Genomic DNA, 20,138 nt, shown 5'->3' with positions numbered 1-20,138 from the left:
TCATGTATATGAAATTTAAAAGTATATTCATTTTGATTTGTTCCGCCTGGTTATGGACGGGGTGTAACGAGTACCTCAATTTAGTTCCCGAGGATGATATTCTGACGATTCCCAAAATATTTGAGACACGCACCGGAGCGGAACAATGGATGATTGATGCAAACCAGGGATTTGTTCCTTTGCAAGTGTATACGACCACGAATCCGGCTTTTTGTGGTGCGGACGAATACATTTCCAACCGTTATGCGCGGGAGAATCGCGGAATGACCTCTTTCTTGATCGCCGATGGCTTGCAGACGGCTTTAGCACCGATTAATGATATGTGGACCTATAATGGTGTCTATTATTATATTCGGTATTGCAATACTTTCTTGAAGCATATCGGTGATGTCTATAATCTGAATGAAGGCGAGCTGGAAACTTGGACGGCAGAGATCAAAGCGTTGAAAGCTTTTTACTATTTTGAGTTGGTTAAACGCTATGGTCCAATCGTGTTGGTGCCTCAGAACATCGACGTGTATGCCCCGATGGAGGAACAACGTCAACCGAGAAGTCCGCTGGATAGTTGTTTTAAAGCGATCAATCAGTTGTTGGATGAGGCAATCCCTTATTTGCAGGTATTTGCCGAAAAAGATGCCACTCGTCGAATGTTTTTCTCGAAAGAGGGAGCGATGGGTTTGAAATGCCGCGTATTGCTCTATGCCGCTTCTCCGTTGTTTAACGGGGGCATAAGTGTGTACAAAGATCTGAAGAATAAGAATGGCGAGTTACTTTTCCCCGTGGAGGATAAAGAGAAGTGGCGCGTGGCGGCTGAATATTTGGATGAAACTATCCAGTTTTTGGAGGGACACGGTTATAAATTGATTGCCGGTACCCAAGAGAAATCCACCCCATTGTTGAATACCATGCGGGATTTGGAGTGTTCGCTGTGGGCACCGAATTTCCAAAATTCCACGGAGGCGGTGATGATGGTGAGTGGATTCTCGGATCTATTCCAGAGAATTCTGCCGCAATTGGGAACTAAAACTACGGATCCACACTATAGTTCCGTGTTAGATGGTAGTATCGGTACGAATATCCGGATGGTACGGAAATTCTACACGGCGAACGGATTGCCCATCGAGGAGGATCGGACGTGGACGTATGGAGATGGCTACGGTATGGCGCAAGAGCGGGATGTCATGTACACGAGCGTGGTGCCGATGGGAACGGATGTGTTGGCATTGCACTTGAAGCGAGAACCTCGTTTTTACGCAATGATTGCTGCTCCTGGGCTGTACTGGCAGCTTGGGAAGTCCGTGAACTATAATTTGATCGTGGATTCTTATCAAGGCGGTTTGTTCGGATTAAAGCAAGATCGGCTTTATCCCAATTACGCGCAAAATATTACCGGCTATTTCGTGAAGAAAGGTACGCGTAGTGATTTTAATTTGAAAACTTACTCGCAAGATATCATGTCTTTCGCCGTGAATGTTTCCGTGACGATGCGATTGGCAGAGCTTTATTTGGCAGTGGCAGAAGCCTGGAACGAGTATGAAGGTCCGAATGGAGCGCATCGGGATCAGATTTTCGATCGTTTGAATGCCGTGCGCGAGCGGGCAGGTATCCCGACCGTGCAGGATAGCTGGGGAAGATATGGCGTGAATGCGAATAAATTTAACGAGCAGGCGGGATTACGGAGTATTATCCAACGCGAACGGACAATCGAGTTGATGTTCGAGGGACATCGTTTCTGGGATGTACGTCGTTGGGGAACTGCAATTACTGAAGGCTGGAACGACAAACCGATGGGCTGGAATGTACTTGGAAAGAATTGGCAAGCCTTTTATAATAACGGGCAAGGTCCGATGGTGGTGTGGGATCAGGCGCAGTTTATCCCGGCACGGGATTACCTGTTCCCTATCAAGAGTGAAGAAGTGATGATTTCCGGTATCGTGCAAAATCCGGGATGGTAATGACTAAAATTGACTGAATATGAAAAAGATATTTGTATGTCTACTCCTTTTAGGGTGTTTTTGCTGGGTTGCTTGTTCCGATGATAAGGAGGGAGCATTCGGTACGACCATCAGCGAGGATATGTTTTCTTTTACCCCGGTGGAGGGTGGTGCCGTGATGCACTACAAACTGACTGACCGGCGGGTGAATAAAGTGAAAGTGGAATACACGGACGAGTACGGGTTGAAAGTGTATAAAACCGCGGATTATGCCGTGGATTCCATCGTGTTGAATGGATTCAACCAGGTACACGAGGATGTGCCGGTTCGGGTTTCATTCCTGGATAAAAATGAAAAGGAATCCGACGTGTTACACTTTGCGTTTAATACTCGGGCTTCCAATCTTTATACTTTTTTTGATGTAGTGAAGGTGAATTCTTACTGGAATGGCTTCCAGGTGATCTATGATTTAAAGGGAAGAACGGAAGGATCGGCGTCCGTATTTTTCGTGGGAATTAATCCGACGACGAAAGTGCAGGATACGCTCTTTTTGGAAAACTTCCTGTTGGAAGAGGGACGTAACGTGAAGGCTTATTCCATTGATGATTCGCAATTACAGGATGCTTATACTGTGGTGATTACTACAGAGGATGATCGGCAGCGGATTGTCCGAAAACAAGTATGGAACGGAGTGGAAGGCGTGGATCGCTTGTTGATTCCGAGTAAAGATTTCGAGTTAATCGATCCGTTCAATAAGTCGAAAGAAATGGAGTATAATTCATCAAATAACTATAATCCGGGTGCGTTGGGTAAGGCTTATCTTTTCGATGGCGATACAAAAGGAACGACGGGGGCGGAATATTATAAATCGGGGAAAGCTACTCCGCCATTTGCGTTCTTGGCAGGTCCTAATGCTTTATGGCGTCCGGACAATGATGTCTATTTCGTGTTGGATTTGCAGAAACCGATGATTGTCGGAGAGATGCGGTTTTATATGAAATATGTTGATGGGTATGCAGCAAATAAAGATTTCGATAATGATTATTATACTAAATTGCCTTGCGATATGCAGGTCTTTGCTTGGGTAGGAGAAGGTGATTATAATAAGGATACGAATCCAGGAACGGCAGAGGATTGGGAAGAGGTAGGTCGCTTCAAACAGGAACAGACGGCTGAAAATGTCGATCGGTGGTACAATGAAGCACTTTTGAATCCGTTACCATGGCAAGGAACTAAAGCAGATGTCGAGGCGCGCAAGCCGGTGTATTTGTCTATACCGTTCCCTTTTGAAGAGCGGGAGTGCCGTTTCTTCAAGATACAGTTTAACGAGACATTCTTGGATGTAAACAAGAATTATTCGTATAACCATAATAATAACAATAACGTGACTGTCCAAGAATTGGAGGTTTACGGTCAAAAATAACGAGAGGTATGAGAACAAGTTTTTTGAAATATGTATGGGTGTTTGTGGCCGTACTTGGATTGTTGCCGGCTTGCGAGGATTTGGAGGATACCTATTCAGATTATACCGGTGATGGACCGGTGCAGTACCTGACCAAGATTTATGACCTGCAAGGAGAGCCAAAATGGTTGAGCGTGTTGTTGACTTGGGAGTTGAAACTAGACCCGGGGCGGACGGCGATCTTGGTGGAATGGACGGATGATTCGACGACCTATTCCCAGGTGATCGATAAAGACGCGAGGGACTTCATGATTACGGGTTTGAAAAACTACGAGTATGCGTGTAGCGTGAAAGCTATCGAGCAAAAAGACGGTGAGGTTATCGGCAAGTCGATCGGAGATCCGGTGTACGTGCGTCCTTTCACGTATGCTTCGGAAGAATTGACGCTGTTCTCGCAAGTGGTGAGAAAGGCGTATCAAGTGGCAGGCAAGAAATTGTTTGTATTGTTTGAGCCTTGGGCGGATAATTTGATTTCTTTCCAGGTGGGGTATTTCGAGAAAGGGAATGCCACGGAAAAATTCTGGACAGTGGAAAAAGTGAATAATTTGCCGGACGGGAAGGTGTACGCGATGATCGGAGAGAATGTCGATTTCACGAAGCCGATTAACGTCTATCGTAAGGGGAGAATCGCTTCTATCGATAACATGGAGTTGGAGCTGCAACCCGTGCCGTTGTATTTCGAGACACCGATGTTTGATGCGGCTTTTGCTGCCGAGGTGAGAAGTCGTTTGGATTTGATAGGAGAGATTAAGCAAAGCGATATCAATGATGTGGAGGTGTTGGATATCGACTACGATCAATTGTCGTTGGTCGACGTGTTGCATTTCCCGAACTTGAAGGAGCTTCACTTGGGACGCAATCGTTTGCTGGCTGCCGGAACGGAAAATGCGGTGAAGTCCGTGTTGACAAATCAAGAGGAGAGTGTGGCTGCTTTGGAGGTTATTGCCGGTGAATTGGGCGTGAAGATTTATCATTACGGGAACCATTATTTCAACACGGTTCCTGATTTCTTCACCGCAAAGAATCAGGTGGCCGAGTTGCCGGAATTTTCATTATTGAACACAGTGGGATGGGATATCACGGTCAACCCGATGGATGCCATGGGATATAATTCCGGTTTGGCGAATTTGTTGCAGGAAAGTGACGCATACTGGAGTCCCCAAGCGAGTGAGATTCTCCGAAGACATATTATCGAGATTGATATGAAGGAGAGCAAGCGTATTCTTGGTTTCAAAGTCGGTCAGGCCATGACACCCCCGGCTGATGTACAAACTCCCGATGTGTTGGATATTGAGTTTGAAACAGGCTCCGGAGCTTGGGAGTCGGCGGCATTTAGCAGGAGCGTGACGGTCGGCACTGGTAAGGGTGAGACCACGATTATCTATTTGGATAAATCTCATAGCGTGAAAACGGCACAAAAGATTCGCGTAACGGTTGCCGATAAATTCCATAAGAAAGGATATAACGCCTCTTATGCTTACGTGGATTTCTATACTGTTGTATTATCTTCTTTCATGGTGATCGAAGGCAATTAAACGAACTTCATAGATCTTTGTTATACAGCCCTCTTTTGGGAGGCCGGGTTAACCGCCCAGCCCCCTGGAGGGCTTTTTTACCGATTAAAAATAGATATGATGAAAAAATGGATTCTATTATTGACGTGCGCTTGTACGATTGTTCAACTTTACGGACAACGATACACGAGGAATTACCATACGGTAAGATTTAAATTTGAAAATGGTCAAAGTGATAGTGTGACTATCGTGAGGGAAGAACTTCCTTATAATTTTAATTTATCCTATTTCGGAAAGCAAGCGGGGGAGCTCAGTCCGTCAGCTTATTGGGATATGAAAGATGGAGATGATGAAAATTACTATAAAGATAGAGACCCCAAGAATAATCCTAAAACTCATACTTCTGAAGCATGGGAGGCATGGTTATGTACTCGAATTATACCTGAAGAGGTGAAACGTAAATTAGATCTTTCTTGCAAAAAAGGAGATGAAGATAGAGAGGCTAGTTACATATTTGTTAATCGTGAATTCGAAATCATGGTTTGTTTTGATAGAGGCGGGAGAATAGTTCAAGTTGATTTTGCTTTTCGTAATTTGGATTTATACGAGTCTGTAACCGAGGAGCAATTGAAAGTAATTTGCAGTGGGATTGTGAAATATTGCCGCATGATTGAAGGTATTTATCGTTTGCCGCATGAAGGTGTGGAGGCAAAAGAATTTGCGCCGGCAGCAACATACGTGTTAGTGCTATGTCCTAATTCTGATTTACGATGGGCAAAGGAATGTCAAGAGTACAATCCAAAATCGTGGGCTAAAGTGTTGAAACATTTTGATACGTTGGAGAAAAGAAGGAAATAAGATATGAAGAAATTAATATTATTTATTTCTGTTATTTTGTTTGTAATAAGTTTTTCCGGTTGTTTACAAGAAAATGAAATTGGTACTATGATGGCGAACATGGACGATGGCGATATAGTGGTTTGTGATTATATTTGGGATGCTCCAGATCGATATTGTCTTACCATGAATCAGTTACAAGATTTATTTAGAGGGACTTTAAGTTTTCGAGAGGACAAAATTCGGTTATTAGCAAAAGAACTTGAATCCTTTCTTTTAAATAATCCTTGTTATCGACGGATCATGTATGAAATATACCAAACTGTTGGAGGGAAGAGAGAAAGTAAGGCTTTTATAAAGCTTGATGAAAAAGATTCGAAATTGCAAGCTGATCCTAGGCTTTGGGCTCGTTATGATCAAGGGACGAAAACAATTATATTTAGGGATTTACAGGTTGGTGTAATAGGAGGGATACAAGGTACTGAATTGGCCACATTGATTCATGAATTGATGCACCATTGGCAGTATTTGTTGTTCGGTGAAAGTTATATGCAAGCACAATATGAAAAAAACTTTGAATTCGAAGTGACTTTTTTGTTGGATGTTGCAATGATACAGTATGCTCATCGATATGCGGATTTAGGAGCAGAACAAGTGTTATTGTATTTGAAATATGATCTGAATAATCCTGTAATTTATACTCAGGAAGAGAAAGAAAGGTATATCAATGCGATTAATAATACATTGCAGGGGAATGCTGTTAGTATTAAAGCTGAACTTGACTTTTTAGCTGCTAATTTTAGAAAGTATGATTATGCCGTTTATACCCCGTGGGCAGAATATAGCCTTATAAAGCGATTATATCCATAGTTATTTCTATCATAATGACAAATTAAAAAATAGAATCATGAAATCATTATTTGTATTGTTAGTTGGTATTTTGCTTTCTGCTGGAATTCAGGCACAGCAAGAAAATGGAGGAAGTCAATCAAAAGGGATTTTGTTTGAATCTGCCCGTTCGTGGAAGAAGACCGTGGAGAAGGCGTTGGACGAAAGGAAATTGCTTTTCGTGGATTGTTATGCTGATTCCGGTGAAGTGAAGAAGGCGCAGGAGGAGATGGAAAAGTATGTCAATTTACTGAAAGAGATGGCTAGAATACAAACCCCGGCGCAAGGAGGAATGCCCGCGACGGCAGTGGCTTCCGGAAATAATATTCGGTTGGAGCGTGGCGTAACGTTGAATTACGAGTTCCGTCAAGGAGTTCCGGTGGTGAAGGTGGTGATCAACGGGCATACGTATTACTTCCTGTTTGACACGTGTGCTGGAATTACTTGCGTATCCGATAAATTGGTAAATGCAGAGAAGTTGGCTTATCAACAGACAGGTAATTCCATGCAGGGAATTGACGGGCAAGTTGTTATGGCTGAAATTCCAGAATTATTGTTAGGAGAATTGGCGGTGAAGAATAAACAGGCGGTAGTAATGAGTGTGCATAATCTTGTTTTTCAACATTTGGGTGTAGACGGAACGATTGGAGCGAATATTATCAATGATTACGTGGTGACTGTTGACTCTCGTGCGAAGATAATCACTTTTTCAGATCAGGCGGATGCTTCTGCTTCTCGTTGGGATACATTGAGGCTTTGGAATAATGTACCATTACTTTCTATCAAGGTAAGGGGGAAAGGCGGGGTTCATGATGTACCGGCATTGTTCGACACGGGAAATGGAACGGGTGCTATTGGATTACCTTCTGTAGAAGGGTTTGAACAATGGACGCAAGCTGGGATTATTGGCGACGTGGAGGAAGGGAACGGTTTTATAGGAACGATGGTGGGCGGTATGGTGAAGACCGATAAGCTTTACCGGGGACGGATGACGGGTCTTCATTTGGGAGATGCTGTTTTCGAGAAGGTGCCGATTATTACCGGGGGAATAGGGTATTTGTTGCTTTGTTTTCAGACGACGGATTTGGGCAAATTCGTTCTTGACTATCCTAACGGGCGTTATCATTTTGAACCTTACGCAGATGCTGGGGTGTGGGAAGGAGATCGTCGTCCCGTGATGACGGGGGCTGATAATGGGGAATTGAAGATTGCTGCCGTGTGGGGAAAAGAGGCAAGAAAGAAATTGGCTCCGCAATGGACGGTAGTTGCTTTGGATGGCAAACCGCTGGAGAAAGTGACATTGGATACTCCCAATATTGACGAATTGCTCCATGAGCGTGGGGTGAAGACTGTGACGGTTCGGGATGTGGAGGGGAAGGTGTATGAGGTGAAGGCGGAGGTGTTTTTATCAAAGGGATTGTAAGATTTGGGATAAAAATTAAGCTAATTAAGAGCCTGTTTAAATTTCGTTAGGGGGTGTAAATATTGGGTATCCTAGATCGTCATTAGTGCATACAAGCAACAAGGATTCAGACCTATACACAAAAGATGGATCGTGGAAAGAACATTCGTGTGGTTTGATCACGATAGAAGACTATCCCGAAATTATGAACTTACATTCGATATGGTAAAAATTGCCGATATAAAATTATTAATACAGAAAATTTAAACAGGCTCTTAGATGAGAATAAATTCAATATGCTGGATATGGGCAGGTTTACAGTAAATGATTTTATATATGACGAGCCAAGTAAATATATTCTTTTCCAGAGACAGTTAACAGGAATATTTAAATTTTATAAACTTTTGACTCAAAAGGCTAAGCGTTTTTCCCGAGAAAAAACATAGTATATGGTGTAACGTATTATTTTTTTTTGTACATTTGCGCCGTTTTACTTGAAGAATCGTGGACAGATTGAAAGAATATAAGATAGCCTACAGGGGCTTAGGGGAGGGCGTTCACTCTTTCGAGTTTGTCATGGATGACAATTTTTTCGATTGTTTTGACGTGACAAAAGGGACGAAAGGGAAAGTAAACGCAAGAGTGGAGATCGTGAAATCATCCTTGCTGATGGAGGTGCGGATGAAGATCGACGGGGTGGTGAAAGCTATTTGCGATCGCTGCTTGGAGGAGATGGATTTATCAATTAGCGGAGAACTGAACTTGTACGCGACGTACGGGGGAAGGGAAGAGGGGAATGATGATGATTTTATTATCTTGGCGCAAGATGAGGATTATCTGGATTTGAGTGAGCCGCTATACGAAATATATATGCTGAATTATCCTATTCGAGTGGTTCATCCCGAGGGCGAATGCAACGAGGAGATGGAGCGAGTGCTTGAGGATATGACAGTGGAAGAGAGTGATGAGATTGATCCCCGTTGGGATGAATTGAAGAAATTAATTAATAATAACTAAATAAAACTAGAGAGAAATGGCACATCCTAAACACCGGGTCTCCAAACAGAGAAGGAATAAGAGAAGAACTCACGATAAGGCAACTGTTCCTGCAATAGCAAAGTGTTCAAATTGTGGTGCTGCGGTACAGTATCATACTGTATGCCCTGAGTGCGGGTATTACAGGGGTAAATTAGCTATCGAGAAAGCTGTCGTTGCATAATGTTTGTGCAATGACGGGAATTGCCTTGAATAATACAGAGCCCCCTGTAAAAAGGGGGCTATGATTGTTTATAGGTGGCGGTTCTCTGTTTAATTTTGAAAAGATATTTTTATGGAAAGGCCAAGAGCGGTAATCACCGGGGTAGGAGCGTTTTATCCCGATTACATTTTAGACAACGAGGAGTTGAGCCGGATGGTGGATACCACGGACGAGTGGATCATGACACGTATCGGGATCAAAGAGCGGCGTATATTACGGGATACGGATAAAGGCAGTGCTTACCTCGGAGCCAAAGCGGTAGAGGATCTGTTTCGTAAAACAGGGTTGAAACCGGAAGAAGTCGACCTCTTGATCTGCTGCACGGTAACGGCAGATATGCATTTCCCGGCAAACGGGAATGTGATTTCCGATATGGTGGGAATCAAGAACGCGTTTAGTTTTGATTTGAATGCCGGGTGTTCCGGATTTCTATATGGTTTGACGACTGCCACGCAGTACGTGGAAAGCGGGCGTTATAAAAAAGTCGTTGTCGTGGGAGCCGAGAAGATGTCGGCAATCACGGACTACACGGATCGGGCGACTTGTCCGATTTTCGGTGATGCCGCCGCCGCGATACTGCTTGAACCGACACACGAGGACGTGGGGGTGATCGATCATATTCTTCGTTCCGACGGTATGGGGCGGGTTCACCTGCACATGAAAGCGGGTGGTTCTTTGAAGCCGCCATCCATTGAAACCGTGACGGCAAGAGAACATTATATTTATCAGGAGGGGCAACCCGTGTTCAAGCATGCCGTATCGAATATGGCGGACGTTTCTGTCGAGATCATGCAACGCAATAATCTCACGTCTGAAGATGTTGCTTGGTTGGTGCCGCATCAGGCAAATCTGCGAATTATCAAGGCTACCGGCGAGAGAATGGGATTGGATGCTTCCAAGGTGATGGTAAATATCCATAAATACGGTAACACGACATCCGCGACAATCCCGTTGTGCCTGTACGAGTGGGAAGACCAGTTGAAAAAAGGAGATAATTTAATTCTAGCCGCTTTCGGTGCCGGGTTCACGTGGGGAGCGATTTATTTGAAGTGGGGATACACGAAGGCTAAAAACTAGAAGTTGCCGGAAGGCAATAAGATAAGGTCCATAAGGTCGAGATTTTTTTCTGACTTTATGGACTTTATACTTTTTTGCCCTTGTAGACTGAAAAAAATATTTTCGATTTTAAATTACTTGTTGTATATTTGGTCGTTTATTACTCAACTAAGATGGAAAAAAGTGTGAATCCGGACTGTCAAGGGAAAAGACAAACGGTTGTTTTGGAAGATTCCGTGGTGGGGGGAGATATGAGTCTGCCCGGGGATTTATGCTTATTCGGTAAAATTTTGGGTAATATTACAGCGGGGGGACGAGTGGAAGTGAGAAAAGGAGCGCTCGTGACGGGCAACGTGCTTTGCCGGGAGTTATACGCGGAGGGAGTAGTTGAAGGAGACGTGGATACTCATTCTTTGATAATAGGAGAGAATGCGGTTTTGCGGGGGAAAGTGGAGGCTGGAAAGTTGCGGATCGAGGGGGAAATATATGATATGAAATGGTTACGTCTGGTAAGAAAATAAAGTAAATGCAAGATCATGGGAAAAGAAGTACAACAACAAGTTGCGTTAAACCTATTAAGTGAAGGGACTCAGATTACCGGAGATCTTCATGCATCGAATGATATACGTGTCGACGGTACTATCAAAGGAAAAATAAACACGACGGGACGTCTGATTATCGGGCAGACGGCGAGGGTAGAGGGCGAAGTGACTTCCCCGAGCGTGGATATTCTGGGTACGATGGAGGGGAGTATCGTGTCGGACGGTTCGGTTTCATTGAGAGCAAAATCCGTGTTCACGGGAACGATTAAAGCGGCTTATATCGCTATCGAGTCGGGTGCTGTATTTAATGGTGAATGCCATATCCAACGTGATGTAAAACAGAAATAATTAATAACGTGGTGTGTCGTGTATCCGTAGTAGTGTCTATACTGCTATCGCTGGTTGCTTGTGAAAAGGCACAGGAAAAGGTAGACAAGGGTGTTTCCCTTGAACTGGCGAAAGAACGTAAATCCAATATCGGAGGCGTATCTTACCGGTTATATTTCTCTATTCCCAAGGAGAGAGAGGAGCCTATCATGGCAGAGTCGGAAATCTTCTTCGAGTTGTCGGAATTAACCCCGATTGTTCTTGATTTCAAGGAAACGGAAGATAAAATTCTGGCTGTTACTTCCGGGGGAAAGAGGGTTCCTTACACGTTCAAGAACGAACATATCATTATTCAGCCGGAACATTTGAAAGAGGGACGGAACGAGTTGAATATCCAGTTTATAGCGGGAGAGTCTTCGCTGAATAGAAGCGAGGATTTGATGTACACCTTGCTGGTGCCGGATCGTTGCCGGACATTAATGCCTTGTTTCGACCAGCCGGATATAAAAGCGCGTTTCAAGTTGACGCTTAAAATTCCCGCCGGGTGGCAGGCAATAGCGAACGGGGAACGTATTCGGGTGGAATATTTCAATGATTATAAACTTTACGAGTTCGGGGAGACGAAACCTTTGAGTACGTATTTATTTGCATTCTCGGTAGGGCGGTTCTCGTACACGGAACGATTCATGGATAACCGTTGGATCGGGATTTATCACCGGGAAACGGATACGGCGAAAATCAATGCCAGTATTCCGGAGATTGCGAGGCAAGTGAGCCATTCGCTGGAATGGATGGAACGGTACACGGGAATTCGCTACCCGTTTGAGGTGTATAACGTGGTGGCGATTCCGGCTTTCCAGTACGGGGGTATGGAACACCCGGGAGCGACTTTTTACAAGTCATCGACTCTTTTCCTTGACCGGGATGCGGATTTGACGGCACAGATGAAACGGAGTGAATTGATCGCGCATGAGACGGCACACATGTGGTTCGGTGATTACGTCACGATGAAGTGGTTTAACGATGTGTGGCTCAAAGAGGTGTTTGCCGGATTCATGGCAGACAAGATTATCGCACAGTTGTACCCGGAGGTGAATCATCAGTTGAACTTTTTCTTGAATCATTATGAACCGGCATTACGGACAGACCGCACGAGAGGGACACATCCGATCTTGCAGGAATTGAATAACTTGAAGGATGCAGGCACATTATACGGGGATATTATTTATCACAAGGCTCCTATCGTGATGCGTATGCTGGAGCGGGAGATTTCCGAGTATCAGCTGCAAATGGGTTTACGGAAGTACTTGCGTCGCTGGTCGTATTCCAACGCGGATTGGGATGATTTGATTCATCTGTTGACGAGTTCAACGGGACGTGATCTGGAAACGTGGAATGAAATCTGGATAAAGGAGAGCGGTGCTCCCGTGATTGAGTTTGGCAAGGATGCTATTGCCATGATAGATGAAAGTGGCAAAAAACGGGTTTGGCCGCAAGCGATTTCGATTTATTGGATGAGTGCCGGAGGGCGGCTGTATCGTCAAGCGCGGGTGTTGAAGGATACGTTGACTCCTTTCAGGAACCCGGGCGTGATATTGCCGGATTGCGACGTGTCGGGATACGGTTGTTTCCTGCCGACGGAGTACAGTGTACAATTTCTCTCTAAAGAGTTGAACCAGATAGGAAATCCGCTTTATCGTGCTGTCGCTTGGCAGTTGTTGTACGAGGGCGTGTTGAACAAGAAGGTGAAAGGAGAGTTCTTCGTGAAACTTTGTATGAAACATTTGCCTCATGAAAAGAATAATCTGGTAGTGAATCGAACCTTAAGTTTCTTGAGGACTGTTTATTCGACTTATCTGGATGAGGGGGGAAGGCAGTTGTTGCAGGAGGAATTGGAACGTTTCTGCGTGAACATGATTGATAATGATGCGGGGAATAAAAAATCCTACTTCAATACTTTGCTGACGCTTTATTCTTCGCCCAAGATCGGGGAGTTTTTTAAAGAGGTATTAAACGGTGAGAGGGAGTTGGCAGGTTTGACGGTCAGTGATGACGATAAAATCAAGATAGCGTTTAATCTCGTGTTGCGGGATTCCAATCTTTACGGGGGAATGGAGAAGCATATTAACGGGGCGATAAAGAATAAGGATTTGTTGAATCATTTCGCTTACGTGTTGCCCTCGGTTTCCGGTAACAAACAAGTGCGGGACAGTGTGTTCAGTGCTTTGTTGAAGAATGAAAACCGGGTGAACGAGGTTTGGGTGGAGGAGAGTTTGCGTTGGTTGAATCATCCCCGCCGGAGAATGGAGGCAGAAGAATACATTCCGCGAATGCTGGATAAATTGAAAGAGGTTCAAGAAACAGGAGATATATTTTTCCCGTCGGCATGGTTGAGCGCGGGACTTTCCGGGCATACCAGCAAGAACGCGTATTCTATGGTGAATGCTTTCTTGGAAAAGCACCCGAATTATCCGAAGAATTTGAAATTAAAGATATTATCCAATTCAGACCATTTACGACGCCTTCACGCGGAGGAACGTGAACGATAATGTTTATAGATTAGATTATGAATGTTCGAGAAAACTCATTGATATTGATTCCGGCTCGTTACGCTTCTACCCGTTTCCCGGGGAAGCCGTTGGTTGAGATTGCCGGAAAGCCCATGGTGCAGCATGTTTACGAGAAAGCGGCAGCGGTATCCGACTATGTTTACGTGGCGACGGATGATGAACGGATTTATGATGCCGTGACGGCCTTCGGGGGACGTGCGGTGATGACTTCTACCGAGCATCGTAGTGGAACAGACCGGTGTTACGAGGCATACGTGAAGGTGCATGAGGCTTTGAACCGGAATTTCGGGGTTGTTGTCAACGTGCAGGGGGATGAACCGTTTATTATCCCGCAACAGATAGAGTCTTTGATTTCCCGTTTTGAAGAGCCGGCGGTGCAGATTGCTACTCTGGCGAAGCCTTTTGAACGGAATGATGATGTTTTTGACCCGAATAAAGTAAAGGTGGTGTTCTCCGTGAAGAATACGGCTCTTTATTTTAGCCGGAACCCGATTCCTTATTGCCGGGGTGTGGAACGGGACGGGTGGCTTGCCCGGACTCCTTATTACAAGCATGTCGGAATGTATGCTTATCGTCCGGAGATTTTGAAGGCAATAACTTCTATCCCCCAAGGAGTTCTTGAACAAGCGGAGTCGTTGGAACAATTACGTTGGTTGGAGAACGGGTACACGATAGCAATAAGTATCACCGATCATGAATCGGTCGGGATAGATACTCCGGAAGACTTGGAAAAAATATAAATTAAAAGCTAAAAGTTACGATTCGTATATCAAACTTTTAGCTTTTAACTTTTATCTTTGATGCCAGCATCAAATTGTCATAATGTCTTTCTCTTTCTTGGCGAGATACTCATCGATTTTTTTGCCGTATTCATCGGTCATCTTTTGAGCCATGGCTTCGGCATCTTTGGACATATCTTCGGGAAGCCCGTCTTTTACCATTTTCTTTACTTGTTCGATCACGTCCCGGCGGGCGTTACGAACGCTTACTTTGGCAGTTTCGGCTTCACCTTTGCTTTGTTTCACGAGGTCGCGTCTGCGTTCCTCGGTAAGTTGCGGGATATTGATGCGGATCATTTCTCCGTTGTTATCCGGGTTTAATCCGAGATTAGCAGTCATAATAGCTTTTTCAATCGGGGCTATCATGCTTTTCTCCCACGGTTGAACGGCAATGGTTCTCGGGTCGGGAGCCGAAATATTGGCTACTTGTGATAACGGGGTAGGACTACCATAATAGTCAACCAGCACGTCTTGTAGGATTTTGGGGTTGGCTCTTCCCGCTCTGATTTTACTGAGTTCGGATTCAAGGTGATTCAGAGCGGATTCCATTCTCTCTTTTGCTTCGTCGAGATAAAATTGTACTTCCTCGTTCATATATTTTTTAGTTTGATTTAATATTCATTACGAACCAAGCAAAGGTATAAAAAAATCTGTATTTTTACTCTATCCTACGCCACGTTTCCTTTACCTGTACGTTTTTCAACGTTCCGTTTGCCAATTTTAATTTCGCTTCTCCCGTGAGTACGAGAATCTGGTTGTTTGCCTCGAACTGGTACGTGGCGGTATATTCTATGATATCTTTTACCTTCACGGATTGGGAGGATTCAATGAGTTGCCCTGCCGTAATCTTGTAGGTGCCTTTTGTGCCGTCGGACGTCAGGAACGAGAAATCGTCATAGAACTCCTTTTGTATCGGGTGTTTAACCTCAATTCCATTCTCGGATATTTTTTCCCATTTGCCGGCAAGCGGGTTAGCCACTATCGTTCGGAATAACTTGCCGGGGCTGAAGATACATTCTTCCACGTACTTTTTGAATTTCTTTAATCCCAAGTAATCCCGTATTTTGATTTCCCGGATAACTTTGTTTTCTTGGAAACGAGGGGTGATATTCACGTATCGTGTGATAAAATTCTCCTCGGGGAGGCTGTCTATCAGTCTGATTTGCTCGTCCCACTCTTCCTTGTAGTATTTCAGAATCATGTTTTTATCTTCGGCGGGCAGCGTGAGGGAAGGCATCACGATGCTCAGCATGATTTCCGAAGATTGTTGTTGTTCCCGGGCAGAAGTAACCAATCCTTTGTAGGCGGCTTTGTCCGAACCGTAACGCTTTTTCAAGTACAGGCGGTACATTTCGGCGGAGGAGGAGGCCACCGTGTCCGTGCCTTGTTTTAATTTTGCCTCGTTTGCCTCAAGAGCTTTCAGATACTTGTCGAAAGTACGTCTTTCCACGTTAGGAGCGGTACTTTTCAAGGCGAAATAGACGGGTACGGTATAATATACCCGGACGGGCGTGTTGTTTTGTTTGCCGGGATACCATTTCGGCATGGAAGCAATCACTTCTTTTGCCTCGTTATCCAGTTCGGTGGATACACCCCGGATGATTTTCACGTCATTCACCGTTCCGTCTTTCTCTATAATGAAACGAACGTACACTTTGCCTTCTATACCTTTGGTTTTAGCGGCTTCCGGGTATTGCACGTGACTGTATATCCAAGCATTCAGATTACCGGGAAAAACGGGCATTTCTTCGACGAACATGTAGACTTTATTGTCTTCGGTACTGTCTTTGGTCTGTTCGTGATGGTGTTGCGCAATGGTCGGAAGCGTTCCTGCCAGAAGGAACATACTCGCGAATAATACTTGTAACTTGGTGACAAGTTGTCGATTAAGGGTGTGCGGCTTGAATATCATGGTTCGTGTCTTAGCGTGATAGATTACTTTCTTTTCTCACAGCTAAATATAGAGTGAATTTTTGGTATTTGCAATGAATATTAAGTGTTTTGTAAATTTTAAATCTAAAATGGGTAGATTCTCGATGAAGCGGATTACTTTTGTCTTCTTAAAGAAACGATATGAAAAGGAAAGATTTTGAGGTGATGGCACCGGTTGGTTCCTACGAATCACTGGAAGCTGCATTACAGGCGGGGGCTGATTCCGTCTATTTCGGCGTCGAGGGATTGAATATGCGTTCCCGTTCGTCGGCTAACTTCACGTTGGATGATTTGCGAAATATTGCGGAACGTTGTAGCAAGAGAGGGGTGAAGACTTATCTCACGGTGAACACGATTATATATAATAATGAACTGGATAAGATGCACCGTATTATCGATTGCGTGAAAGAGGCGGGATTAACTGCCATTATCGCGTCGGATATAGCGGCTATCCTGTACGCTCGTTCTGTCGGGGTAGAGGTGCATATCAGCACGCAATGTAATATCACGAATTACGAGGCGGTGAAGTTTTACGCGCAGTTCGCCGATGTTGTCGTGCTGGCTAGGGAGTTGGACATGGATCAAGTGATGACGATTCACCGTCAAATCGTGCAGAATGATTTGCGAGGTCCCAAGGGAGAATTAATCCAAATCGAGATGTTCACTCATGGAGCCTTGTGTATGGCTGTTTCCGGGAAATGTTACTTGAGTCTTCATGAAATGAACGCTTCTGCTAACCGGGGGGCTTGTTACCAGATTTGTCGGCGTTCCTATACGGTGAAAGATACCGAAAGCGATATCGAGTTGGAGGTGGATGGCAAGTATATCATGTCCCCGAAAGATTTATGTACTATCGGGTTCGTGAATAAGATGATTGACGCGGGTGTGCGGGTGTTTAAAATTGAAGGGCGTGCCCGTTCCGCCGAGTACGTGAAGACGGTTTGCGAGTGCTATAGCGAAGCGTTGGATGCCTACACGGACGGAAGTTACGATGCGAAGAAGATAGCCGCATGGAAAGAACGACTGGCTTCGGTGTTTAACCGCGGTTTTTGGGATGGCTATTATCTTGGACAACGTTTGGGAGAATGGAGTGAAGTATATGGTTCGAAAGCCACCAAGAAAAAAATATGTATCGGTAAAGTCACGAACTATTTCACGAAATTACAGGTCGGAGAATTTAAACTGGAATCATACGACTTGAAAGTAGGCGATGAGGTGATGATTGTCGGTCCAAGCACGGGAGTGGTACAAATGACCGTTCCGGAACTTCGCCTTGAATTGGATCCCGTGGAGCGGGTAGAGAAAGGCGCCGTGTTTTCTATGCCTTGCGAGATGAAATTAAGGCGTTCGGATAAACTGTATAAGTTGGTGGATAATTTGTAAAACAAAAGGCTGCAATGATGAGTTGCGGCCTTTTATTTTATGGTTATTTGAATGGATTCAATTTGGGTGGCTTGATGTTAAATAGATTGTAACTCAAGACCAAACTTCCTCTCATGTGCAGCATTTTATAATCGAAATATTGATTGCTGGGTTTGAATATATCTTTGAATCCGCAACTAAACCGTAACCCGAGTTCGATACGGGGAAATAGTTGGCGTTCGTATCCGGCAATGAAACCCATATCCCAGCTATCCAAAATATTGCTAAAGTTAATATGCAAAGGATTACTCGGGTCAATAGAACCGTTATAGACTTTATCATCGGTCATCATGTATCCTTTGGTCACTGTATTCCGAAATTTGGCATTAATGATCCATGCCCCATAGAGTCCAACCAGAATACGGTCTTTTTGATTGCTAAACGTGTATTTGAAATAAAGAGGAACTTCCAGCATGGTAAAATCCATTGACATTTCGGCAGAGCCGCAAAAACGGGAAATAATATTGTTTTTATCGTCATGAAATCTTTGGTCATCAATACGGGCGTCAGCATCAATAGCCACTTTTTTGTACGTGAGTTCTGCACCTAATGTCCATTTCTTTGTTACAGGGAAAGTTAGTTTTGCTCCCAATGATGGCGAAAGTTTAGGATAGGGGTTGAACACGTCCGGAACATTACTGAACGGAAACGGGATAGCCCCGCCAATATCAGTTCCTAGCTGAACTCCAAGAGCGAATCGATATTCTACTTGATCATCAGTATCTACTGAAGTCGTGTTGGTCTTTGATTGATTGTTGTCTTGGGCAACGGTATTTAAAGTACAAAATAACGGTACAAGTAAAAGGTATATCAGTTTCATTTTCTTTTCAGGTTAAAAGTTTACAACAACGTTATCAACGGTTAAGGTACTACCTTTAGCTCCGATAAACAGATCTCCTTGCCTGCTGGAAGTCATTACGATAGATATATGTGTCGGTTCCAAATCTTTGTACTTGCTATCGTATTTAATCGGGATCGTGTAATTGTTCCAGTTGCGTAATGCTGTATTCGCTCCATCGAAAATGATTTCCCCTTTTCCTAAAACCTTTAGGCCGTCAACGGGATCCCCGTGATATTCTAATTCTCCATTACCTTCCCAGCGAAGTAGTTCAACCCAGATACGTCCTTGGTCAACTCCTGTCGTATCTTTTAATTTGTAAGAATTTAGTCCTACTTTTTCTGAGCGTTGGAATTTTACACCAGCTTCGTATTTGGCGTCAACAGAAATGGATTCCGGACGCATGATAAATGGTATTCCGAAATAGGTCATTAACGGGGGATTGCTTAAAGCAGAAATATTTATTTGGAAGTACCCGGTAAATATTGTTCCGGCCGTTATTAACTCTCCGATACCCAAACCGCTTAAATTTTGGATGCCTGTCTGGAGTTGAGCGGCGTAACCGTTTTGATAAGGAACCGGAGTAGTCCCTTGTACGAATGAATTATTTGCCGTTGCCCATCCAAGCCCCTTGCCCGGCGTCGGATCTATGTTTACTTTAGAAGTATTTTCGTTAATCCATAATTCAAAATTGGAATTTTCAATTGTTGGAACAACTTGTATATTCCAAACACGTTCGTCTTGATTGTCTTTTGCGATTAAAATGATTTGTTTTTTATCGTTGGGACCGGAAAACGTGAAAGGAGATTCTGCAGAACCGGCTTTGATTTCTCCGTTATGAGTAATGTCAGCCTCAATGGTTACTGGCCAGCTGAAATCTTTCTTGAAGTTAATTCGGATATTATTATCATGAATGGAAACATTTACATCCTTTTCAGCATGATTCGTAATATGAAAGTTAGTAATGTCTGCGTTAGGCTTATCCTTTAAAACGATTTGCCCCAAGTGGGGTACACCGCTCTCTGAAATAAGATAAAAAGATTGTGGAGTATATACATCCTTGAATGTAAACTCTTTAAGGTTTAATGGATTTTCATCCACGCTAATGGCCTTATCTGTAGTTGAAGAAAATTTGATATTAGCCTTTATCGTGAGTGGAAATAATTTTCTTCCGTAATCCAATGGAATACTTACCACGTTATTACTAACGGTAATGCCTTCTTTATTTAATACGATCCCTTCTGTTTGATCAGTAATTGAGAAAGAAACAATCTCCGCATCGTCACTTAACTTGCTTACTTTCTCACATGAACTGAATAATCCAAGTGCTAGTAAAAGAATCCCGTAATATTTTCTCATATAAATTTAATTTTCGTA

Annotated in this window: 18 protein-coding genes and 1 pseudogene; 15 read left to right on the top strand and 4 right to left on the bottom strand. The window is 43.9% G+C overall.

Going from position 1 to position 20,138, the window contains the following annotated elements; genetic code table 11:
* Positions 1-8 precede the first annotated feature (8 nt).
* From L0M98_RS16075 to kdsB, 14 genes and pseudogenes are all read left to right on the top strand, one after another.
* On the top strand, positions 9-1,955 hold the full coding sequence (locus L0M98_RS16075) for a RagB/SusD family nutrient uptake outer membrane protein (RefSeq protein ID WP_099291851.1): 1,947 nt from the start codon (positions 9-11) through the stop codon (positions 1,953-1,955).
* A 19-nt stretch (positions 1,956-1,974) separates the two neighbouring features.
* A complete protein-coding gene (locus L0M98_RS16070) occupies positions 1,975-3,357 on the top strand; it encodes a DUF4959 domain-containing protein (RefSeq protein WP_227216830.1) in 1,383 nt (460 codons plus the stop codon).
* A gap of 8 nt (positions 3,358-3,365) precedes the next feature.
* A complete protein-coding gene (locus tag L0M98_RS16065; RefSeq protein ID WP_227216831.1) occupies positions 3,366-4,931 on the top strand; it encodes a DUF4998 domain-containing protein in 1,566 nt (521 codons plus the stop codon).
* Between the two features lie 96 nt (positions 4,932-5,027).
* The gene (locus L0M98_RS16060; RefSeq protein ID WP_227216832.1) at positions 5,028-5,768 is read left to right on the top strand and encodes a hypothetical protein; all 741 of its coding nucleotides are present in this window, start codon (positions 5,028-5,030) and stop codon (positions 5,766-5,768) included.
* Between the two features lie 3 nt (positions 5,769-5,771).
* Positions 5,772-6,617: a hypothetical protein gene (locus L0M98_RS16055; protein WP_227216833.1), complete on the top strand. Its 846-nt coding sequence runs from the start codon at positions 5,772-5,774 to the stop codon at positions 6,615-6,617.
* 37 nt (positions 6,618-6,654) lie between these two features.
* Positions 6,655-8,058: a retropepsin-like aspartic protease gene (locus L0M98_RS16050; RefSeq protein WP_099291187.1), complete on the top strand. Its 1,404-nt coding sequence runs from the start codon at positions 6,655-6,657 to the stop codon at positions 8,056-8,058.
* Positions 8,059-8,151: 93 nt separating this feature from the next.
* Positions 8,152-8,304: pseudogene (locus tag L0M98_RS22705) on the top strand (IS5 family transposase); the annotation flags it as partial.
* Between the two features lie 237 nt (positions 8,305-8,541).
* Positions 8,542-9,054, top strand: a complete 513-nt coding sequence (locus L0M98_RS16045) for a YceD family protein (protein WP_227216834.1) — start codon at positions 8,542-8,544, stop codon at positions 9,052-9,054.
* Between the two features lie 16 nt (positions 9,055-9,070).
* Positions 9,071-9,256, top strand: coding sequence for a 50S ribosomal protein L32 (gene rpmF / locus L0M98_RS16040; protein ID WP_099291185.1), 186 nt, complete (start codon positions 9,071-9,073; stop codon positions 9,254-9,256).
* A 111-nt stretch (positions 9,257-9,367) separates the two neighbouring features.
* Positions 9,368-10,372 carry a beta-ketoacyl-ACP synthase III gene (locus L0M98_RS16035; RefSeq protein WP_186974774.1) on the top strand — a complete coding sequence of 335 codons (1,005 nt, stop codon included), beginning with the start codon at positions 9,368-9,370 and terminating at the stop codon, positions 10,370-10,372.
* A gap of 152 nt (positions 10,373-10,524) precedes the next feature.
* Positions 10,525-10,872 carry a bactofilin family protein gene (locus L0M98_RS16030; RefSeq protein ID WP_186974773.1) on the top strand — a complete coding sequence of 116 codons (348 nt, stop codon included), beginning with the start codon at positions 10,525-10,527 and terminating at the stop codon, positions 10,870-10,872.
* Positions 10,873-10,887: 15 nt separating this feature from the next.
* The gene (locus L0M98_RS16025; RefSeq protein WP_186974772.1) at positions 10,888-11,241 is read left to right on the top strand and encodes a bactofilin family protein; all 354 of its coding nucleotides are present in this window, start codon (positions 10,888-10,890) and stop codon (positions 11,239-11,241) included.
* 8 nt (positions 11,242-11,249) lie between these two features.
* A complete protein-coding gene (locus L0M98_RS16020; protein ID WP_227216835.1) occupies positions 11,250-13,769 on the top strand; it encodes a M1 family metallopeptidase in 2,520 nt (839 codons plus the stop codon).
* Positions 13,770-13,786: 17 nt separating this feature from the next.
* On the top strand, positions 13,787-14,530 hold the full coding sequence (kdsB, locus tag L0M98_RS16015) for a 3-deoxy-manno-octulosonate cytidylyltransferase (RefSeq protein ID WP_227216836.1): 744 nt from the start codon (positions 13,787-13,789) through the stop codon (positions 14,528-14,530).
* Between the two features lie 69 nt (positions 14,531-14,599).
* Here kdsB and frr read toward each other — a convergent pair whose 3' ends face one another.
* Positions 14,600-15,163 (bottom strand): ribosome recycling factor, encoded by a 564-nt coding sequence (gene frr / locus L0M98_RS16010; protein WP_099291177.1) that lies wholly within the window; start codon positions 15,161-15,163, stop codon positions 14,600-14,602.
* A gap of 64 nt (positions 15,164-15,227) precedes the next feature.
* Entirely contained in the window at positions 15,228-16,481 is a 1,254-nt protein-coding gene (locus L0M98_RS16005; RefSeq protein WP_227216837.1) for an energy transducer TonB, read from the bottom strand.
* 161 nt (positions 16,482-16,642) lie between these two features.
* Between L0M98_RS16005 and L0M98_RS16000 the strand changes: the two genes are divergently transcribed.
* On the top strand, positions 16,643-17,884 hold the full coding sequence (locus tag L0M98_RS16000) for a peptidase U32 family protein (RefSeq protein ID WP_227216838.1): 1,242 nt from the start codon (positions 16,643-16,645) through the stop codon (positions 17,882-17,884).
* Positions 17,885-17,927: 43 nt separating this feature from the next.
* Here the strand turns inward: L0M98_RS16000 and L0M98_RS15995 are convergent, their stop codons facing one another.
* Both L0M98_RS15995 and L0M98_RS15990 read right to left on the bottom strand, forming a co-directional pair.
* Positions 17,928-18,743, bottom strand: coding sequence for an outer membrane beta-barrel protein (locus tag L0M98_RS15995; protein ID WP_186974767.1), 816 nt, complete (start codon positions 18,741-18,743; stop codon positions 17,928-17,930).
* 12 nt (positions 18,744-18,755) lie between these two features.
* Positions 18,756-20,120, bottom strand: coding sequence for a PCMD domain-containing protein (locus L0M98_RS15990; RefSeq protein ID WP_227216839.1), 1,365 nt, complete (start codon positions 20,118-20,120; stop codon positions 18,756-18,758).
* Positions 20,121-20,138 lie beyond the last annotated feature (18 nt).

Origin of the sequence: Butyricimonas sp. DFI.6.44, from assembly GCF_022132345.1 — a bacterium.
Lineage (GTDB): Bacteria > Bacteroidota > Bacteroidia > Bacteroidales > Marinifilaceae > Butyricimonas > Butyricimonas muris.
The sequence above is the reverse complement of the archived record's forward strand: the minus strand, read 5'-3'. Positions and strand labels throughout refer to the sequence as shown.